Origin of the sequence: Haloarcula terrestris (genome assembly GCF_031624315.1) — an archaeon.
In the GTDB taxonomy this organism is placed as follows: Archaea; Halobacteriota; Halobacteria; order Halobacteriales; family Haloarculaceae; genus Haloarcula; species Haloarcula terrestris.
Genome location: NZ_JAMQOM010000003.1, coordinates 102,429 through 121,375, shown reverse-complemented (window position 1 = coordinate 121,375; position 18,947 = coordinate 102,429). Strand labels below are relative to the sequence as shown.

Sequence of the window (18,947 nt, the reverse complement as noted above, 5' to 3'; positions counted from 1 at the left end):
CGGCTTCCGCATCGCCGGTATGGAACTGTTCGGGACCGCGGGGATCCGCGGTGATGTCGTATCGAAGGTGACGCCGGACCTCGCGTTACGTGTCGGGCAGGCCACCGGCCAGGACGGCGAGACGTTCGTACTGGGGTACGACGGTCGTGTGACCTCGCCAGCGCTCGCCAATGCGATGGCCGCGGGGCTGCAAAGCGCCGGCGCTCGCGTCGTCAGAATCGGCCGCGTGCCGACGCCGACGCTGGCGTACGCCTCACAGGGACGACATGGCGTGATGATCACCGCGAGCCACAACCCGCCGACGGACAACGGTATCAAGGTGTTCACCGACGGCACCGAGTACGGTGACGACGACGAGACCCGCATCGAAGGGCGAATCGAGGCCGGCTCCACACCGGCGGCCTGGCGCGACTGGGGCGATACCGAATCTGTCGACTACCTCGACGAGTACCGAGGCGCTGTCGCCGACTACGCCGAATCGCTCGGCGGCGACCCGTCGGGGCTGACAGTCGCCGTCGACTGCGGTAACGGGATGGCCAGCGTCGCAACGCCGCAGGTCATCCGGGAGTTGGGTGCCGACGTATTGGCGACAGAGGCAAACGTCGACGGGACCTTCCCCGGCCGCGAGAGCAAGCCGACGCCGGAGACGCTGGCCGACTTCCGGCGGTTCGTGGCCGACACCGACGCCGACTTCGGGTTCGGCCACGACGGCGACGCCGACCGCATCGTCGTGGTCGATTCCGACGGCGATGTCATCCACGAGGACACGATACTGGCGATGCTCGCCGAACACTACACGCGTGCGGCCGACGTTTCGGACCCGGTCGTCGTGACGACGCCCAACGCCTCCGGTCGGATCGACGAGCGGGTCGAGGCCGCCGGCGGCCGCGTCGAGCGCATCCACCTCGGCTCGCTCCACGTCGGCATCGCCGACGTTCGCGCGGACGCGACCGACGACACCGAGGTCGTCTTCGCCGCCGAACCCTGGAAGCATGTCCACACCGCATTCGGCGGCTGGATCGACGGCGTCGCCAGCGCGGCCGTGCTGACGCGCCTGTTCGCCGCGGAGAGCGTCGCCGACCGGCGGGCCGTCATCTCCGAGCGGCCCTACGAGAAGGTGAGCGTCGAGTGCCCGGACGACGCCAAAGCCGAGACGATGGCCCGGCTCGAATCTAGTCTCCCCGAGGCTTTCCCCGAGGCCGACGTTTCGACCGAGTACGGTATCCGCCTCTCCTTCGACGACGGATCGTGGACGCTCGTCCGCCCGAGTGGCACCGAGCCGTACGTCCGGGTCTACGCCGAGAGCGACGACATCGACGCACTGGTAGCTGAAACGACCCAAGCAGTCCGCGACGCCGTCGGGGCTGTCAGCGCTGCCGACGCCTGACCCCGAGACCGACAGAATTTCTACCGGCCCCCGCGACGCCCAGAGCATGGAAGACCTCCTTGACGCAGCGAGAGACGCAATCGACGAGGCGTACGCGCCCTACTCGGAGTACACCGTCGGCGCGGCGCTGGAGACGAGCGACGGCAGCGTCTACACCGGCTGTAACATCGAGAACGCCAACTACAGCAACAGCTTACACGCCGAAGAAGTCGCTATCGGCGCGGCAGTAAGCGACGGCCATCAGTCCTTCGAGCGCGTCGCCGTCACTTCGGGCAAGCGCGACGGCGTCACCCCGTGTGGGATGTGCCGCCAGACGTTCAGCGAGTTCTGTGACGAGTCGTTCGAAATCATCACTGACGGCGACGAACCGACCGTGTACGAGCTCGGCGAGCTCCTGCCCTCGACAATCACCAGCGATCACCTCGACAAATGACCGGCGACAGCGAAGACCCGAACGACGACGTACAGTACCATCTTGAAGTGGGCGAGGACGATGTGGCCGACAGCGTCCTCCTGCCGGGGAATCCCGAGCGCGTCGAAAAGGTCGTCGACTACTGGGATGACCACGACATCGTTGCCGAGCACCGCGAGTACCGCACGGCGACGGGTACCCACGACGGGACACCGATCTCCGTGACCTCGACGGGTATCGGCGGCCCGTCGGCCGCTATCGCACTCGAAGAACTGGCCCGCGTCGGCGCGAATTCGTTCATCCGGGTCGGCTCCTGTGGAGCCATCCAGGAGGAAGCCAGCATCGGCGACCTCGTCATCACGACCGGTGCAGTGCGACAGGAAGGGACCAGCAAGGAGTACGTCCGCGAGGACTACCCCGCCAGCGCTGACCACCGGGTCGTCTCGGCGCTCGTGGCCGCCGCCGAGGAACTCGATTATGACTACCACCTCGGCGTCACCTGCTCGACGGACAGTTTCTACGCCGGCCAGTCCCGTCCCGGATTCGAGGGCTTTGAGGCCAGCGGCAGCGACGAACGCATCGCGGCGCTCAAAGAGGCTGGCGTCCTCAACTTCGAGATGGAGGCGGCGACGATTCTCACGCTCGCAAACCTCTACGGCCTGCGGGCTGGCGCTGTCTGTACGGTGTACGCCAACCGCGTCACCGGCGAGTTCCGCACCGAAGGTGAGCGGAAGGCCGCGAAGTGCGCCAGCCTCGCCGTTTCGTATCTGGCGGAGATGGATGCGGCTGTCGAGGAGGCCGACGCCGACGGGTGGCACGCCGGTCTGTCTATCGAACGCTAGAGCTCTCGACGCCCGCTAGCTGCGAGTGGCCGCTGTTGCGGTCGGCGGTGCAGTACAGCGGCAGGAGCAGTCGCGGTGCGGTGGCGGCGCGGTAGAAACAGCGTACCGCGCGAGCACAGCGAGCGCGGTTTCACGTCTCGCGACCAGCGGGAGCGAGACGGTCGTTTTTAGCGTAGATTTTTGCGAACCCGCTCCCCACAGCGGCGCGAAGCGCCGCGAGGAGAGGGGGTGACGTAAAAAGGTCCTATCTACATGTCGGGCCAGGCCTTGGCGGCCCGACCGACGCCGGTCACGTCGTTGATCCAGCGGGCGGCAATCGCTTTCTTCAGCAGTTTCGCTGGCAGCCCGCCAAACGTCTCGATGGGCATGTTCATCACGTCGTGGGCGACCGCTTTCTCGCCGACCGAGACGACCGTCCCCTTGTCCTTGTGGGTCCAGGTCTTCAGCGGCTGACCGCGAACGGCGCGAGCGAGATTCTCACCGGCAACTTCGGCGGCTTGCCAGGCGGCCTGAGCGGTCGGCGGCGCGGGCTGGTCGCCCGGCTGGTCGATCAACGCCGAGTCGCCGATGGCAAACACGCGCTCGTCGTCGGTCTGGAAGTTCCCCTCAGCGTGGACCCGATGGTTGCGCTCGTCCTTATCCAGATCAACGTCCTGCATGCAATCGCGGCCGGTGATGCCGCCCGTCCAGACCAGCACGTCATAATCCAGTTCGTCCTCGTCGCCGATGTAGACCGTCTCCTCGTCGACCTCGCCGATGAACTCCCCGCACTTGATGTTCACGTCAGCGGCTTCCAGGCGCTTGCGCAGGGCACCCTGGAGTTCCGGGTCGCTGTTTGGCAGCACCTGGTCGAGACCTTCGACGAGATGGATGTCAATCGGCGCGTTGTGTTCGTCGCGGAACTCGGCGACCTCCCCGGCGGTCTGAATTCCGGAGAGACCAGCGCCGCCGATAACGACCTGTGCGGGGTCGTTCGTCGAGGCTTCACGAGCGGCCTGCTGAATGTTGTCGTGAATCTCCAGGGCGTCGTCGAGGCTTTTCAGCGTCAGGGCGTGCTCTTTGAGCCCGTCAATTCCGAAGAAGGCCGTCTGTGAGCCTAAGCCAACGAGCAGGTAATCGTACTCGACCGCGTCGGAGTCGGCGAGGTCGATTTCCCGGGCTTCGGTGTCGATGTTGACGACCTCGTCCTGAAGGAAGGAAGTCGAGGGCTGTTTGATCTCGTGAACGGGAATCGCGATGTTCTCCTGGACGCTCGGATCCCGAATGCATCGGTGGGACTCGTGCAGTACCAAGTGGTAGTCCACGTCAGAAATCCAGGTGATGTCGGCTTCCCCCTCCAGTTCGTCTTCCAGACTTTTGATCGTCCCAGCACCCGCATACCCTGCACCGAGCACGACCACGTTCTCCGTCATAGGCCACTCTCCGGAGTCATCCGATACAAACCCTTTGGAATCGCTCTCAGCACCGGAAATTATACAGTCAAAACCGTGAGGATTACCGCACGTCTCTCCAGACGACTGCAGGGAAAGTGTAGAAGACCCTGAATTAGTGTTCCGGCTCGCCCGCCGGAGCCCGCATATCGTCGATAGCAAGGATCAGTTTGTTGTTGGTATCGTCTTTCCCTTCGAGCGTGCCGATGATCTGGAGCTTCGAGAGCGGTGTCGGGCCGACTGTCACCGAGTCACCCTCGTGGAACTCGGACATGGTGCCCTGGAGCTGGATCTCCGCGCGACACTCCTCGGGGTGGTGGACGCTGGTCAGGTCGATCTCCTCGACGTTGGAGTGTTCAACGAGTTCGCCGTTGTGGCGCAGGGGGACCTCTGCAGCCTGGTCCATGTCCTGAATCTGAAGCGCGTCGTAGGCGTTTGCGGTGGGCTTGTACCCACCTTTGGGACCGGGGACCCCTTCGACCAGCTGCAGGGCTTTGAGGCTCTGCATCTGGTTGCGAATCGTGCCGGGGTTACGGTCGACCTTCTCGGCGATGTCCTCGCCTTTGACGGCACTTTCGCTTTCCCGATAGAGATTTACCAGTTCCTGCAGAATGTTCTTTTGACTGGGTGTCAGTTCGATAGATGACATAATCTGTTGTTCGGTATAGCCGTCCTTAAATGCGACGGTAAAACGTCTGGAACTGCCATAGAATCGCCGAAAACGACACTATTTTATTCCGGCAATGACCTGACATCTATATGGAAAGTCAGCGCATTTTGGTGACCGGCGGCGGGGGGTTCATCGGCGCGAATCTCGCGAACACTCTGGCAGAGACCAACGATGTCATCGCCCTCGATGACGGCTATCTCGGCACGCCAGAGAACGTGTCAGAAGACGTAGAATACGTCGAACAGAGCGTCCTCGACGACGACCTACCGACCGACGTTGATGTCGTATTCCACCTCGCAGCGCTGTCCTCGTACGCGATGCACGAGGACAACCCCACCCACGGCGCTCGCGTGAACGTCGAAGGGTTCGTCAACACGGTCGAACAGGCCCGTGACGACGGCTGTGATACCATCGTCTACGCCTCGACCTCTTCTATCTACGGCAGCCGAACCAATCCCTCGCCGGAGGATATGGACGTGACGGTCAACACCGGCTACGAGGCCTCGAAAATGGCCCGAGAAACGTACGCCGAGTACTTCCAGAACCACTACGACCTCACGCTGGCCGGCATGCGCTTTTTCTCGGTGTATCAGGGCTACGGCGGCGCGGAGGGACACAAAGGCGAGTACGCCAACGTCATCGCCCAATTCGCCGACGACCTGGCAAACGGCGACGCGCCGAAACTGTACGGCGACGGCGAGCAGACCCGCGACTTCACGCACGTCGACGACATCGTCCGCGGCCTCGTCCAGGCCGCCGAACACGAACTGAACGACGTGTTCAACCTCGGCACCGGTGAGGCCTACGATTTCAACACCGTCGTCGAGATGCTGAACGACGAACTCGGGACCGATATCGAACCGGAGTACGTCGAGAACCCGATTCCAGAGGACGTGTACGTCCACGACACCTGTGCCGACTTCTCGAAGATGCACGACGCGACGGGCTGGGAGCCACAGATCAGCTTCGAAGAGGGTATCGAACTGGTCTGTGCGCCCTACACGTAACTCGTCATACGAGCCGGCAAACACTGATATTTAGGGCCGGCCCGTGGAAGCGACGGTATGGACAAACAGGTGCGGGTCCTCGGCGTGCCGATGGACCTGGGCGCGGACCGGCGTGGCGTCGACATGGGGCCGTCGGCGATCCGGTACGGCGGACTGGCCGACCAGTTGACGAGCACCGGTATCGACTGCATCGACGGCGGCGACATCGCCGTACCGCGTCCGGAAGAGTCGGACCCGGACGCGGGTGGACTTCCGTCCGGTCGAGCCAAGTTCTTCAGAGAGACGAAAGAGGTGTGTGAGGACGTGGCGACGGCCGTCAATGCCACGCTCATGGAGGGCCAGTTCCCGCTTGTACTGGGCGGCGACCACTCCATCGGCATCGGAACGTTGGCCGGCGCGGCTCGCGACGACGAGGAGCTGGGCGTCATCTGGTTCGACGCCCACGGCGACTTCAACACGCCGGAGACCACGCCGAGTGGCAACATCCACGGGATGTCGTTGGCGGCCGTCCTCGGTCTGGGCGCGTTCTCCGATCACGAGTGGGCGCACACGCCGGCAGTCAGCGAGGAAAACGTCGTCATCGTCGGCTTGCGGGACGTGGACGATGGGGAGCGCCGGCTGATCGAAGAGAGCGAAATCACCGCCTATACGATGTCGGACATCGACACCCGCGGCGCGCCGGAAGTCGTGGCGGAAGCACTGGAAATCGCCACCGACGGCACGGACGGAATGCACGTCTCGCTGGACCTCGACTGGCTGGACCCGACGGAAGCCCCCGGCGTCGGGACGCCGGTTCGGGGCGGGGTCTCCTACCGCGAGGCCCACATTGCCATGGAGTACGTCGCCGAACACCACGACCAGCTGCGCTCGATGGAGATGGTCGAAGTGAATCCGATTCTCGACGAGCACAACCGTACCGCGGAACTGGGCTGTGAACTCGTCGCCAGCGCCTTCGGCAAGCGCGTCCTGTAGTGTTACCCGAACCCCTCGTACTGCATCTCTGACTCGGGGATCCCGACACTGTGAGCGGCCCGGACCAGCGTCGACACCATCGCGCTGATGCCACACGCGTACAGCTCGACGTTCGTCGGGTCGATGCGGGCGTCGAGGCCGGACTGGGGGTGCTGGTCCCGTACGGCGTCGAACCGTTCCAGCAGGTCTGCGCTGTCCAGCGCGTCGTTTGCGACGTGGTTGACGAACACCGACTGCACGTAGTCGGTCGCGCCGTCCCAGTCGGTCAGCAGCGGTTCGCGCGTGAGCGTCGGGACGAAATGGAAGTGGTCGTACTGGGCGTCGAGCTGTCGGAAGTGTTCACGGTGGGGCAGGTCGTCCTCCCAGCCACAGCCCAGAAACAGCCAGACATCGCGGGGTTCGCCGTCGACTACGTCCCGTCCCTGCTCGAACGTGTAGTCGATCATGCTCTTGAACGGCGCGACGCCGGTCCCGGTCGCCAGAAAGACCATGTCCCGACTCGATGGCGGGTCCAGTACCATGTCGCCGTTCGGCCCGCGAACGACGACTGCCTCACCGACGCGGACGCGTTCGAACAGCCGGCTGGTGAGCTTCCCGTCCGGGACCAGTCGGATGCAGAACTCCAGTTCGTCCTCGCTCGGGGAGTTCGCCAGCGAGTACGCTCGCGGCGTGTTCCGGAGCCTGAGCGTGACGTACTGCCCGGGCGCGAAATCGAGGTCCACGTCGGGTTTGACACGGAGTCGCAGCAACGAGGGATAGGGGCGGTCGAAGCGCTCGGCCAGCGTTTCAATTCGTGCGAGCCGTCGTTTCGAGGCCCCGGCATCACGCAGGCGGTCGAGTAGCGCCGACCACTGGATTGTCGACCCGTTCCTGGCGGCTGCCAACCACGACCGGTCCCCGACGGGTGTGATCTGGTCACGGACCGCCGACAACACCTCGTTGTTGCGGTTGCGGTCCATCGGTTCCACGAGCGTCACCCGCGCGTCCTCGGTGACCAGCGGCAACTGCGCCGCCCGGTCGTGCTGTGAGAGGTGCCGGGGCAGGTCCATAGGCGGGGTACGACGCCGACACGGGTATGTCTAGCCCACCACCTTTTTCCCGCTCGGGTGGCCTACGGCCACCACTCGCGGCAAAAACGTGGTCTTGCTGAGCAGCGCGAAGCAAGGCTCGAAAGGCGAGTGAAACGAGTCTTTCGGTGGCGAAAAAGGCCGCTCGCTTCGCTCGCGGTTACTTGTCGGTTTCCGCTGAACGGCTGTTACACTCGCCACGCAGTCGTGGTCCTCTATGTCCATAATGACACTGCGATTTTATTTGTTCCCGCTCGGATGGCTTTCGGCCACACTCGCGACAAAAACGTGGTCTTGCTGAACGAAGTGAAGCGAGTCTTTCGGTGGCGAAAAAAGCCGGTCGCAAACCGCGCGACCGGTAAATTAGCCTTGTTCTTCCGTCACAGCAGGCACAACGGTCACGCTCGCCACACGGTCGTCGTCTTCGAGGCCCATAATCGTCACACCCTTCGTGTTCCGACCAACCTGGGACACGTCACCGGCGCGGATCCGCATGATCTGGCCCTGTTCGGACATGATGACCAGGTGGTCCTCGGCAGTGACAGCCTTGGCAGTCGACACCCGGCCGTTCCGGTCGTCGGTCTTGATGTCGATGAGTCCCTTGCCGTAGCGGGACTGCGTGCGGTACTCGTCCAGTTTGGTGCGCTTTCCGAAGCCATGTTCGGTGACGGTCAACAGCGACCGCGGGTCGTCGTCGTCTGTGGCGACCATAGCCGCGACCTTGTCATCTCCCTGCAGTTTGATGCCGTTGACGCCGCGGGCCGAGCGACCCATCTCGCTGACTTCGCTCTCGCTGAAGCGGATGGTCATCCCCGCCTCCGTGGCGATGACGAGGTCGCCCGTGCCGTCGGTGACCTCCACGTCGATGAGTTCGTCGCCGTCTTCGAGTTTGGCGGCGATGATCCCGGTCGTGAGGATGTTCTCGAACTCCGAACAGCAGGTCCGCTTGACGTAGCCGTTCCGGGTCACCATCGTGATACACTCGTCGTCCTCGAACTCGTCGGTGGAGACGACGGCGGTCAGTTCCTCGCCGTCGTCGAGGTCGATGAGGTTGATGGCGGACTTGCCCCGCGCTGTCCGAGACATCTCCGGGATCTCGTAGGTCTTGAGCCGGTAGACCTGTCCCTGGTTAGTGAAACAGAGCAGGTAGTCGTGGCTGTTGGCCCGGAACACCTTCGAGACGCGGTCGTTCTCCTTGGGGTCTGCGCCGATGATGCCCTTGCCGCCGCGGTTCTGGGGATCGAAGTTCCCGACCGGCATCCGCTTGATGTAGTCGTCCTCGGTGATGACGACGACGCAGTCCTCCTCGGGGATGAGGTCCTCGTGGGTGACCTGGCCCTCGTCCTCGATGATGCTCGTCCGGCGGTCGTCGTCGTACTCGTCTTTGACTTCCTGCAGCTCGTCGGCGATGACGCTATCGAGCTTCTCGCGGCTGTTCAGGACGGATTCGAGGTAGTCGATGGTGTCCTGTACGTCCTCGTACTCGTCTTCGATTTCGGCCGCTTCCATGGAGGTGAGCGAGCCGAGCTGCATCCGGACGATGTGGGCGGCCTGCTCCTCGGAGAACTCGAAGGACTCCTGCAGTCCGGAGCGAGCGGCATCGCGGTCCTCGCTGTTGCGGATGAGTTCGACTACGTCCTCGACGTTCTCTAGGGCCTTCAGCCGGCCTTCGAGGATGTGGGCGCGGTCCTCTGCCTCTGCGAGGTCGTACTCGGATCGACGGCGGACGACTTCGCGGCGGTGGTCGATGTAGTGCTGGAGGCTCTCTTTCAGCGAGAGGACCTCCGGCTGGCCGTCGACCAGCGAGAGGTTGATGACGCCGAAGGTGGATTCGAGGTGATGGTCGAGCAAGCGGTTCTCGACCACGTCGACGTTCGCCCCGCGCTTGAGTTCGATGACAATGCGGACGCCGTTGCGGTCGGACTCGTCGCGGAGGTCCGAGATGCCCTCGATTTTCCCCTCGTTCACGTCGTCGGCGATGCGCTCGACGACGCGGGCCTTGTTCTCCTGATAGGGGAGTTCGCTGATGACGATGCGGCCCTCCTCCGGGTTGACCTCGTACTCGGCGCGGACCCGTAGGCGGCCGCGACCGGTCGCGTACGCCGAGTAGATGGCGTCGCGGCCGACGATGTTGCCGCCGGTCGGGAAGTCCGGCCCCTTGACGTGGTTCATCAGGTCCTCGACGGTAGCGTCGGGGTTCTGTAGCAGGTGGACCGTCGCGTCCACTAGTTCGCCGAGGTTGTGCGGCGGGATGTTGGTCGACATGCCGACGGCGATCCCCGACGAACCGTTCAGTAGGAGGTTCGGGACTTTCGACGGCAGCACGTCGGGTTCCTGCAGGCGGTCGTCGTAGTTGCTGGAGAAATCGACAGTGTCTTTCTCGATGTCTGCGAGCAGTTCCTCGGCAATGGGGGCCATCCGGGCCTCCGTGTACCGCATGGCGGCCGCCGGGTCGCCGTCCATGGAGCCGAAGTTCCCCTGGCCGTCGATCAGCGGATACCGCATCGAGAAGTCCTGTGCCATCCGAACGAGCGTGTCGTAGATGGCTGAGTCGCCGTGTGGGTGGTAGTCACCCATCGTGTCCCCGACAATCGAGGAGGACTTCCGGTGGGCGGAGTTCGAGGAGACGCCCATCTCGTGCATCGCATAGAGGATGCGCCGGTGGACGGGCTTGAGGCCGTCTCGAACGTCCGGGAGCGCCCGGCCCGCGATGACCGACATCGCGTAGTCGATGTAGGACTGCTCCATCTCGTCCTCAATGCGGACGTGTTTGATCTGCTCTGCTGGCGCGTTCGCGTCGTTAGCGTCGGAACTCATATATCGACCCACTCCGCTTCAGGCGAGTGCTCCTTGATGAATTCCTTGCGCGGTTCGACGGCGTCGCCCATCAGGACGTTGAACATCTTGTCCGCGGCCGCGGCGTCCTCGATGGTGATCTGCTTGAGAATCCGGTTGTCGGGGTTCATCGTCGTCTCCCAGAGCTGTTCGGGGTTCATCTCGCCCAGCCCCTTGAACCGCTGGACCTGGGTGGGGTTGCCGTCACACTTCTCCTCGATGATCGTGTCGCGCTCCGCGTCCGTCATCGCGTCGTAGGTGTTCCCGCGGTAGCGAATCCGGTACAGCGGCGGCTGGGAGGCGTACACGTAGCCCGCTTCCAGCAGCGGCTTCATGTGCCGGTAAAACAGCGTCAGCAGGAGCGTCCGGATGTGTGCCCCGTCGACATCTGCGTCGGTCATCAGGATGATCTTCTCGTAGCGCAGGTCCTCGATGTCGAACTCGTCGCCGATCCCGGTCCCCAGCGCGGTGATGAGGTTCCGTATCTCGTTGTTCTCCAGAATCCGGTCCAGGCGGTGTTTCTCGACGTTCAGAATCTTCCCCTTGATGGGGAGGATGGCCTGGAACTCCGGGTTCCGGCCCTGTTTGGCGCTGCCGCCCGCGGAGTCACCCTCAGCGATGAACAGTTCGGCTTCCTCGGGGTCCCGCGTCTGACAGTCTGCGAGCTTGCCGGGGAGTGCCGTCGAATCCAGTGCCGACTTCCGCCGGGTGAGCTCCTCGGCCTTCTGTGCGGCCTTCCGTGCCTTGGCGGCCTCGACGGCCTTCCCGACGATGGCTTCGGCGGTGTCGGGGTTCTCCTCGAAGAAGGTCGCAAGCCCGTCGTGCATGGCCGACTCGACGATGCCACGGACCTCGCTGTTGCCGAGTTTCGTCTTGGTCTGGCCCTCGAACTGCGGGTCGGGATGTTTGACAGAAATAACGGCGGTCAGCCCCTCGCGGATGTCGTCGCCTTTGAGCGTGTCGTCGAGGTCTTTCAGCAGATTGTTGTCGGTCGCGTAGTCGTTGACAACCCGTGTCAGCGATGTCTTGAATCCTGTGAGGTGTGTCCCACCTTCGCGCGTGTTGATGTTATTGGCGAAGGCGTGGATCGAGCCCTGCAGGTCGTCGGTCCCCTGCATAGCGATCTCGACCTGAACCGGCCCCTCCGTGATCTCTTCTTCGTCCTCGAAGTAGATGACATCTCGGTGGAGCGGGTCCTTGGTCTCGTTCAGATATTCGACGAACTCACGGATGCCGCCGTCGTAGGCGAACGTCTCCGTTTCGCCGTCACGTTCGTCGGCGATAGAGATGGCGACACCGGAGTTGAGGAACGCGAGTTCGCGCAGCCGGGACGACAGCGTCGAGAACTTGAAATCGCCGGTCTCGAAGATCTCGTCGTCGGGCCAGAACCGGACCGTCGTCCCAGTCTCTTCGTCGGGTTCGAGATCGCGGACCTTCTTCAGGCCGTACTCGGGTGCGCCGTGGTCGAAGCGCTGCTTCCAGAGCGCGCCCTCGCGCCTGACCTCGACTTCGAGCCACTTCGAGAGCGCGTTGACGACGCTGACACCGACCCCGTGGAGCCCCCCGGAGACCTGGTAGGACTTGTTGTCGAATTTCCCACCGGCGTGGAGAATCGTCATCACGACTTCGACGGCCGGACGGCCGTGTTCTTCGTGCGTGTCGACGGGGATGCCCCGTCCGTCGTCGCTGACAGAGACAGACCCGTCGTCGTGAATCGTTACGTCGATGTTGTCACAGTAGCCGGCGAGCGCCTCGTCGATCGCGTTGTCGACCACCTCGTAGACGAGATGGTGGAGGCCGCGAGCATCCGTCGACCCGATATACATCGCGGGTCGCTTCTGGACGGCTTCCAGCCCTTCGAGGGTCTGGATCGACTTTGCGCCGTACTCATCAGACTCTCCTGACATAGGAACTTACCCGTGCTAATACAGGGGGACGTATAAAGGTCCCGCACGCGCGCGAGACCACGGTTTCGGGAGACAGCGACCACTTTCACTCCGGTGGCGATTACCTTATAACCCCGACGCGGGTACGTACCGCACGACAATGACCTCGTATCAGTCGCGACTCGGCGAGGGCGAGGGGATCGCCGAGGAGTTGGCCGAGTCCCAGCGGGCCATCTCCATCGCCGAGTTCTTCGAGAAGAACAAGCACATGCTGGGCTTCGACTCGGAGGCCCGAGCGCTCGTCACGGCCGTCAAGGAGGCCGTCGACAACGCGCTCGACGCCTGCGAAGAGGCCGGTATTCTCCCCGATATCTACGTCGAAATTCAGGAGTCCGGGGACTACTACAAGCTGGTCGTCGAGGACAACGGTCCCGGCATCACGAAGGAACAGGCACCGAAAATCTTCGGGAAGCTCCTCTATGGCTCCCGTTTCCACGCCAGAGAACAGAACCGCGGCCAGCAGGGGATCGGGATTTCCGCGGCCGTGCTCTACTCGCAGCTTACCTCCGGCAAGCCGGCGAAGATCACGTCCCGGCCGAAGGGCCAGGACGAGGCCCAGTACTTCGAACTCATCGTCGACACGGACACCAACGAGCCGGAAATCAGCGTCGACGAGACGACGACGTGGGAACGCCCCCACGGGACCCGCATCGAACTGGAGATGGAAGCCAACATGCGGGCTCGGTCGACGCTGCGGGACTACATCCAGGACACCGCCGTCGTCAATCCTCACGCCCGAATCGAGTTCGACGAACCGGGGCTTGACGAATCACTGAAATTCGAACGGGCCGAGCGTGCCGAACTCCCCGACGAAACCGAAGAGATCCGCCCACACCCACACGGCGTCGAACTGGGGACGCTTCTGAAAATGCTCGAAGCCACGGATTCGTACTCGGTGTCGGGCTTCATGCAGGAGGAGTTCACCCGCGTCGGCGGGAAGACCGCCGATAGCGTCATCGCGAACTTCAACGACCGCCACTACGGCCGCGGCATGGCCTGGCAACCGCCGAAAGTCAACGAGGACGCCGACATCGAGAGCGCCGTCGAAGACGCCGTGGCGAACAAAGGCGCTGAAACAACAGCGACGTTCGCGGCCGCCGTCTCCGACGCCATCCACGACCGCGACCGGGTCGCGTACCACGAGGTCGAAGCTATCGTCGACGATGCAGCCGAGGACGCCGAAGCCGACGGCGATACGACGTTCGGTGCGACGGTTCGAGAGAACGCCGTCGACGCCGCCTGGGGGGCCGTCACCACGGACCTGACCGGCGACCTCTACGCCCTCGTCGACGAGGTGACGACGAAGCGGAAAGACGACGCCGCCATTGAGGGGCTGGCGAGCCGACTGGCCGACAAGTTCGCCGACGACGGCCGCCATCGGCTGACCCGTGACGAACTCCGAGCGTACATCGACCGCGCGGCCGACATGACCGAGGAGCAGGACGATGCCACCTACGGCGACACGGCACGCGAAAACGTCCTCGAAGCGCTCTGGACGGCCGCCGAGGGCGTGCCGGCGGAGCCGCCGAAGGTCGCCGACATCGCCGCCGACCGCGACACCGCCAGCGAACTGCTGTCGGCGATGCGGGAGACGGACATCATCGCGCCGCCGACGGACTGTCTCTCCCCGATCAGCGCGGAACTCGTCGAGGAAGGACTGCGCAAGGAGTTCGACGCGGACTTCTACGCCGCCTCGACGCGGGACGCCGCGGTCCACGGCGGCGACCCGTTCATCGTCGAGGCCGGCATCGCATACGGCGGCGAACTCGAAAGCGAGGGCACGGTCGACGTGATGCGCTTTGCCAACCGCGTGCCGCTCGTGTACCAGCGCGGGGCCTGTGCGACCACGGACGTGGTCAAATCCATCCGCTGGCGCAACTACAACCTCGACCAGCCCGGCGGCTCCGGCATCCCGAAGGGGCCGGCCGTCATCATGGTCCACGTCGCCTCGACGAACGTCCCCTTCACCAGCGAATCGAAAGACGCCATCGCGAACGTCCCCGAGATGGAAGACGAGATCGAACTCGCCATCCGGGAGGCCGCCCGCGAGCTCAAGAGCTACCTGAACAAGCGCCAGTCGATGCAACAGCGCCGCGAGAAGCAGGACAAGCTGGCGACCATCCTGCCGGAGATGGCCGAGAAGCTCACCGAGGTGACCGACAACGACGAGCTCCACATCGACGACTCGCTGGCCCGCATCATGAACAACGTCCTCGTCGAGCGCGAGATCGAGGACGGCACCGTTCGGGTTCGCATCGAGAACAACGACGACACGAACGCGGACGTGGAACTGACCGACATCGTTACCGCCGAACCGCAGGACACCAACGGCGCGACGGTCGTCGAGATGGACGGCGAGTGGTTCGTCAAGTGGTCCCCGACCGTCGGGGCCGGCGAAACCGCCGTCCTCGAATACAGCGTGCCCGGCGAGGCCGAGTTCACCGTCTCGGTCGACGGCATCGAAGACGAGAAACTCACGGTGAACGCCTGATATGAGCACCGATTCAGACACCACACCCGACACCGAGGAAGCGCGCGAGCAACTCATCGACCTCGCGGCGGACTTCTACGACCAGTTCGCCGACGGCGAGGTGCCGACGATGACAATCCCGACCCGGACCAAATCGAACATCGTCTTCGACGAGGATGAGCAGGTCTGGGTGTACGGCGACCGCGACTCCACCCGGTCGGCCAAGACGATTTCCGGGGCCGAGAAGATCCTGAAAGCCGTCTACACCATCGACTTCCTCTCCCAGCAACTGGAGGAAGACCGCTCCTCGACCCTGCGTGAACTGTACTACCTCTCGGAGTCCTGGGACCTCGACGAGGCCCAGTTCAACACGCAGGACGAGTCCAACAACCTCATCGAGGACCTGGAAATCGTCTCCGATGTCAAGCGCGAGGACTTCCACATGCGCCCGGAGGAGTCCGGCGCGAAGGTGATGGGGCCGCTGCTTCTCCGCGAGCAGACCAACCGCGGCGACCGCGAGATCCACTGCCAGGACGACGTTGGACAGGGCGGGTACCAGATCCCGAACAACCCCGACACCATCGAATTCCTCGACAACGACGCGAAGTTCGTCCTCTGCGTCGAGACCGGTGGTATGCGCGACCGGCTGGTCGAGAACGGGTTCGACGACGAGTACGACGCCCTGGTCGTCCACCTCGGCGGCCAGCCAGCGCGGGCGACCCGGCGGCTCATCAAGCGCCTCCACGACGAACTCGACCTCCCGGTCACGGTCTTCACTGACGGTGACCCGTGGTCGTACCGCATCTTCGGGTCGGTCTCCTATGGCTCCATCAAGAGTGCACACCTCTCGGAGTACCTGGCGACCCCCGAAGCCCAGTTCATCGGCATCCGCCCGGAAGACATCGTCGAGTACGAACTGCCGACGGACCCGCTGTCGGACTCCGACGTTAACGCCCTGGAGAGCGAACTGGAGGACCCGCGGTTCCAGACGGAGTTCTGGGAGGAACAGATCGAACTCCAGCTCGACATCAACAAGAAGGCCGAGCAGCAGGCGCTCGCCTCTCGGGGCCTGGACTTCGTGACGGATACGTATCTGCCCGAGCGACTGGACGAGATGGGGCTGCTGTAGACGGCATCTGCGAGACGTTTTTCGATTATTCCAGCGCGTACACAGTATCGGCAGCGGCGACGTAGGCCCGCGTTTCGCCGACAGACACGTCGGTCAGGTCGCGCTCGGCATCGAAGGCCCACCGTTTCGTTCCAGTTGTCGCATCGAGTGCGAACTTGAATCGGTTCCGGGGGTCGTCGTCCGTCCACGAGTCCACGTACAGGGTGTCGGAAACGACCGCTGCCGGCACCACCCCTTCAACGTCCGCGTCGGGCTCCCACGTCCAGTTCGGTTCGCCGTCGCTACTGTCGTAGCTGCGTAGTACGTCGCCACCCGCATAGAGGAGGCCGTTCTGCACCGGGGCTTGCTGGACGTATCCGGACTGCTGTGCTCGCCACTGTTGCTCGCCGGTCGAGGGATCGAGCGCAGCGACATGTGTGCCACCGGCGTAAAGTGTTCCGTCGTGGAGCGTCGTCGATGCGACGGACCCGTCGTCGTGTCTCCAGACGGTCTCGCCGGTGTCAGCGGCGACGCCGATGAGCGTCCCGTGGGTCTCGTCCACGTCGGCGGCATAACAGAGCGTGTCGTCGGTGGCGACCATCGTCTGAGAGTAGTAGTCGGCAACGTCGTTGGTCCACCGTTTTTCACCGGTTTCAGCGTCGTACGCGTAGAACCGACCGTGCGACGCCACGTATATCGTCCCGTTGTGCACGACCCCCTCGTCCTGGTCCCCGATTTCTCCGGACCATTGTACCGACCCGTCAGAAACGGCGAGCGCGTAGAGCGTCCGTCCCTCCTTCGACGGGGCGTCGGTGTTCGTCCCGACGTACACCAACTCTTCGGTCGCGCCGAGCATCGCAAGCCACCACTCTCCGGGCGAAAACGTCCACTGCTTCGCACCGCTTTCGGCGTCAAGCGCCACGACAACCTGGTCCTCGTACAGCCCTTCTTTCCCACTTACGACGAAGACGCTGTTCCCGACGTGTATCGGTTGCGAGCGGATGGGGTCGTTCACGTCGTACGACCACTGTTGGCTCCCGTCAGCAGTTGCGAGCGATTTGACCCTTCCCGACTCAGTCCCGACGTACAGACGGCTCCCCGTGCTGATCGGCGGGGCGGTGATCGCCGAACCGAGTGACTGCCGCCAGGCGACGGACGAGTCCGTTTGTTCACTCTGTGTGTGGGTGTCAGTCCCATCCTCTGATTCCGGTATCGCCTCAGTTCCAATCGGCGAAGTCTCTACGTATCCGTTCGAACCGAGACAGCCAGCGGACGCCAGTCCGAGGGTCGCGATACAGCCACGGAGGTATCGCCGACGGGAGGAGGGCATTAGGAGTCCATCTCCTGTCTCTCGGTAAGTGTTTTCTGTCGAGTGGAAAACGGGAACAGTCGTCGTCGGATGAATGATTCGCCAGCCGAACAGTGGCGAATCCAGATGCGTCTGGCCCGATTCTGCGTGGCACCCCATCACTCGCGATTGGCCGCCCTGTCTTGGGGCGGTAGTTTCAGCAGAGAGCGGATGTGCCGCCGGAACCAGTTTCGTATTTTCGCACCAACAGGGGAGAACACTAGCGTCGCAGCGAGGGAGATCGAGACGAGTTGGACCGCGACCGCGACCCACGATGTAAATGCCGGAGCAAAAGCCGTAGCGATCCCGACAACTAGGACCAGATAGATGCCCTGTTCCGCGAGAAAGTAGCCGAAACTGGCCCGGAGTGAAGGATGAAAGCCCGCGGTCCAGAACAACACGACGACGACCGTTCCGAACAGCAGGCCGGTTCCCATCGTCGACAGCGGCAGTTCGGCCTGAATCGCAGCGGCCACCGCGGAGCCGAGGGACCACAGCGACGGCCCGACGAAAAGCCAGACGAGCAGTAGATGACCGAAAGAGGGGGAGGTCGAGGACTGTTCTTTCCCCCCTCGTTCAGTGGGGCGTTCCATCGTGGTGGTGTTCTGCTGAACGCCCCAATACTATTTTTGATTGATAGATGCAGCGAGGGAGACCTGTTTCTGGGCGTCGCCGGGCGCTTTGCCAGTCAGTTCTCGTCCAGTACGACCGGAACGCCGCGTTTCGCTACGTCCTCCGCGAACGCGCCGGAGTCGCCCTCCAGCGATTCGAACGTGTTGTAGTGCATCGGCAACACGAGATCCGGGTCCATCTCCGCGGCCAGCGCCGCGGCGTCGTGGCGGTCCATCGTGTAGTTCTTGGCGATAGAGGGGACGAACAGCGACACGTCGAGTTCGGCGTGACCGTCCAGCACGTCGCTGTCACCGGGCCAGAAGACGCGGGTGTCGTCGACGGCGACGAGGAAGCCACAGCCGATACCCTTCGGATGGATCGGGCTGCCGTCGTCGTTGACGTTCGGGCCGTCCTCGTGGTTGTACGCCGGCATGGTCCAGATCGGCACGTCGTCGACCAGCACGTCGGCCTCCATCCCCACTTTGCGGACCTCGTAATCGAGGTCGGACAGGCGGTCGAGGTCGCGGTCGGTCGCGTGGACGTTGATTCCCTCGAACGCGACCACGGTGGCGTCATCGCTGGCGACGCGGCGGATGCCGTCGGGGTCGTAGTGGTGGATGTGGGTCACGCAGACGATGTCGCCGTCTTTCGGGGCGTAGTCCTGTGACGGCGGGTGGCCGATGCCGTCTTTGTGGGGTTCCCACTCTCCAGTGAGGACGCCGTAGCGGCCGGGGTCGAAGTAGACGACCGTATCATCGCCTTCCAGTCGGAGCGTCGCGTAGCCGAGCCACTCCGCGGTGATGCCGTCGTGTCTGACTGTCATGCGTCCCGCTTCTCAGAG

The 18,947-nt window shown here is 63.7% G+C and carries 15 protein-coding genes; 7 read left to right on the top strand and 8 right to left on the bottom strand.

From position 1 onward, the window contains the following. Positions 1-19: 19 nt before the first annotated feature. Genes NDI54_RS07690 through NDI54_RS07680 form a run of 3 tightly spaced genes read left to right on the top strand, consistent with a single transcriptional unit; the run spans position 20 to position 2,641 of the window. Positions 20-1,387: a phosphopentomutase/phosphoglucosamine mutase gene (locus tag NDI54_RS07690; RefSeq protein ID WP_310895874.1), complete on the top strand. Its 1,368-nt coding sequence runs from the start codon at positions 20-22 to the stop codon at positions 1,385-1,387. Positions 1,388-1,433: 46 nt separating this feature from the next. Beyond that, the gene (gene cdd / locus NDI54_RS07685) at positions 1,434-1,820 is read left to right on the top strand and encodes a cytidine deaminase (protein WP_310895873.1); all 387 of its coding nucleotides are present in this window, start codon (positions 1,434-1,436) and stop codon (positions 1,818-1,820) included. Next, positions 1,817-2,641 carry a nucleoside phosphorylase gene (locus NDI54_RS07680; RefSeq protein WP_310895872.1) on the top strand — a complete coding sequence of 275 codons (825 nt, stop codon included), beginning with the start codon at positions 1,817-1,819 and terminating at the stop codon, positions 2,639-2,641. The genes cdd and NDI54_RS07680 overlap by 4 nt, the downstream gene beginning before the upstream one ends. Positions 2,642-2,889: 248 nt before the next feature. On the opposite strand, the gene NDI54_RS07675 is transcribed toward NDI54_RS07680, so the two are convergent. Continuing rightward, a complete protein-coding gene (locus NDI54_RS07675) occupies positions 2,890-4,053 on the bottom strand; it encodes an NAD(P)/FAD-dependent oxidoreductase (protein ID WP_310895871.1) in 1,164 nt (387 codons plus the stop codon). Between the two features lie 133 nt (positions 4,054-4,186). Next, complete coding sequence (locus tag NDI54_RS07670; protein ID WP_004515710.1) at positions 4,187-4,720, bottom strand: Rrf2 family transcriptional regulator; 534 nt, start codon at positions 4,718-4,720, stop codon at positions 4,187-4,189. Between the two features lie 110 nt (positions 4,721-4,830). On the opposite strand from NDI54_RS07670, the gene NDI54_RS07665 reads away from it, so the two are divergent. Together NDI54_RS07665 and rocF are read left to right on the top strand one after the other, a co-directional pair. Next, positions 4,831-5,748 carry an NAD-dependent epimerase/dehydratase family protein gene (locus NDI54_RS07665; RefSeq protein ID WP_310895870.1) on the top strand — a complete coding sequence of 306 codons (918 nt, stop codon included), beginning with the start codon at positions 4,831-4,833 and terminating at the stop codon, positions 5,746-5,748. A 57-nt stretch (positions 5,749-5,805) separates the two neighbouring features. Next, on the top strand, positions 5,806-6,720 hold the full coding sequence (rocF, locus tag NDI54_RS07660) for an arginase (RefSeq protein WP_310895869.1): 915 nt from the start codon (positions 5,806-5,808) through the stop codon (positions 6,718-6,720). A gap of 2 nt (positions 6,721-6,722) precedes the next feature. Here the strand turns inward: rocF and NDI54_RS07655 are convergent, their stop codons facing one another. From NDI54_RS07655 to gyrB, 3 genes are all read right to left on the bottom strand, one after another. Then, the gene (locus NDI54_RS07655) at positions 6,723-7,769 is read right to left on the bottom strand and encodes an FAD-binding oxidoreductase (protein WP_310895868.1); all 1,047 of its coding nucleotides are present in this window, start codon (positions 7,767-7,769) and stop codon (positions 6,723-6,725) included. Positions 7,770-8,150: 381 nt separating this feature from the next. Beyond that, positions 8,151-10,604 (bottom strand): DNA gyrase subunit A, encoded by a 2,454-nt coding sequence (gene gyrA / locus NDI54_RS07650; protein ID WP_310895867.1) that lies wholly within the window; start codon positions 10,602-10,604, stop codon positions 8,151-8,153. Beyond that, positions 10,601-12,529: a DNA topoisomerase (ATP-hydrolyzing) subunit B gene (gene gyrB, locus NDI54_RS07645; RefSeq protein ID WP_310895866.1), complete on the bottom strand. Its 1,929-nt coding sequence runs from the start codon at positions 12,527-12,529 to the stop codon at positions 10,601-10,603. Before gyrB ends, gyrA begins: the two co-directional genes overlap by 4 nt. Positions 12,530-12,668: 139 nt before the next feature. Here gyrB and NDI54_RS07640 point away from each other — a divergent pair, with 139 nt between their 5' ends. Further along, entirely contained in the window at positions 12,669-15,059 is a 2,391-nt protein-coding gene (locus tag NDI54_RS07640; protein WP_310895865.1) for a DNA topoisomerase VI subunit B, read from the top strand. A gap of 1 nt (position 15,060) precedes the next feature. Next, on the top strand, positions 15,061-16,167 hold the full coding sequence (locus tag NDI54_RS07635; protein WP_310895864.1) for a DNA topoisomerase IV subunit A: 1,107 nt from the start codon (positions 15,061-15,063) through the stop codon (positions 16,165-16,167). Between the two features lie 25 nt (positions 16,168-16,192). Here NDI54_RS07635 and NDI54_RS07630 read toward each other — a convergent pair whose 3' ends face one another. The 3 genes from NDI54_RS07630 to NDI54_RS07620 all read right to left on the bottom strand — a co-directional run bounded on the left by NDI54_RS07630 (position 16,193) and on the right by NDI54_RS07620 (position 18,929). Beyond that, positions 16,193-17,476 (bottom strand): PQQ-binding-like beta-propeller repeat protein, encoded by a 1,284-nt coding sequence (locus tag NDI54_RS07630; RefSeq protein ID WP_310895863.1) that lies wholly within the window; start codon positions 17,474-17,476, stop codon positions 16,193-16,195. A 137-nt stretch (positions 17,477-17,613) separates the two neighbouring features. After that, a complete protein-coding gene (locus NDI54_RS07625; protein ID WP_310895862.1) occupies positions 17,614-18,087 on the bottom strand; it encodes a hypothetical protein in 474 nt (157 codons plus the stop codon). 95 nt (positions 18,088-18,182) lie between these two features. Beyond that, the gene (locus tag NDI54_RS07620; RefSeq protein WP_310895861.1) at positions 18,183-18,929 is read right to left on the bottom strand and encodes an MBL fold metallo-hydrolase; all 747 of its coding nucleotides are present in this window, start codon (positions 18,927-18,929) and stop codon (positions 18,183-18,185) included. Between the last annotated feature and the right edge of the window lie 18 nt (positions 18,930-18,947).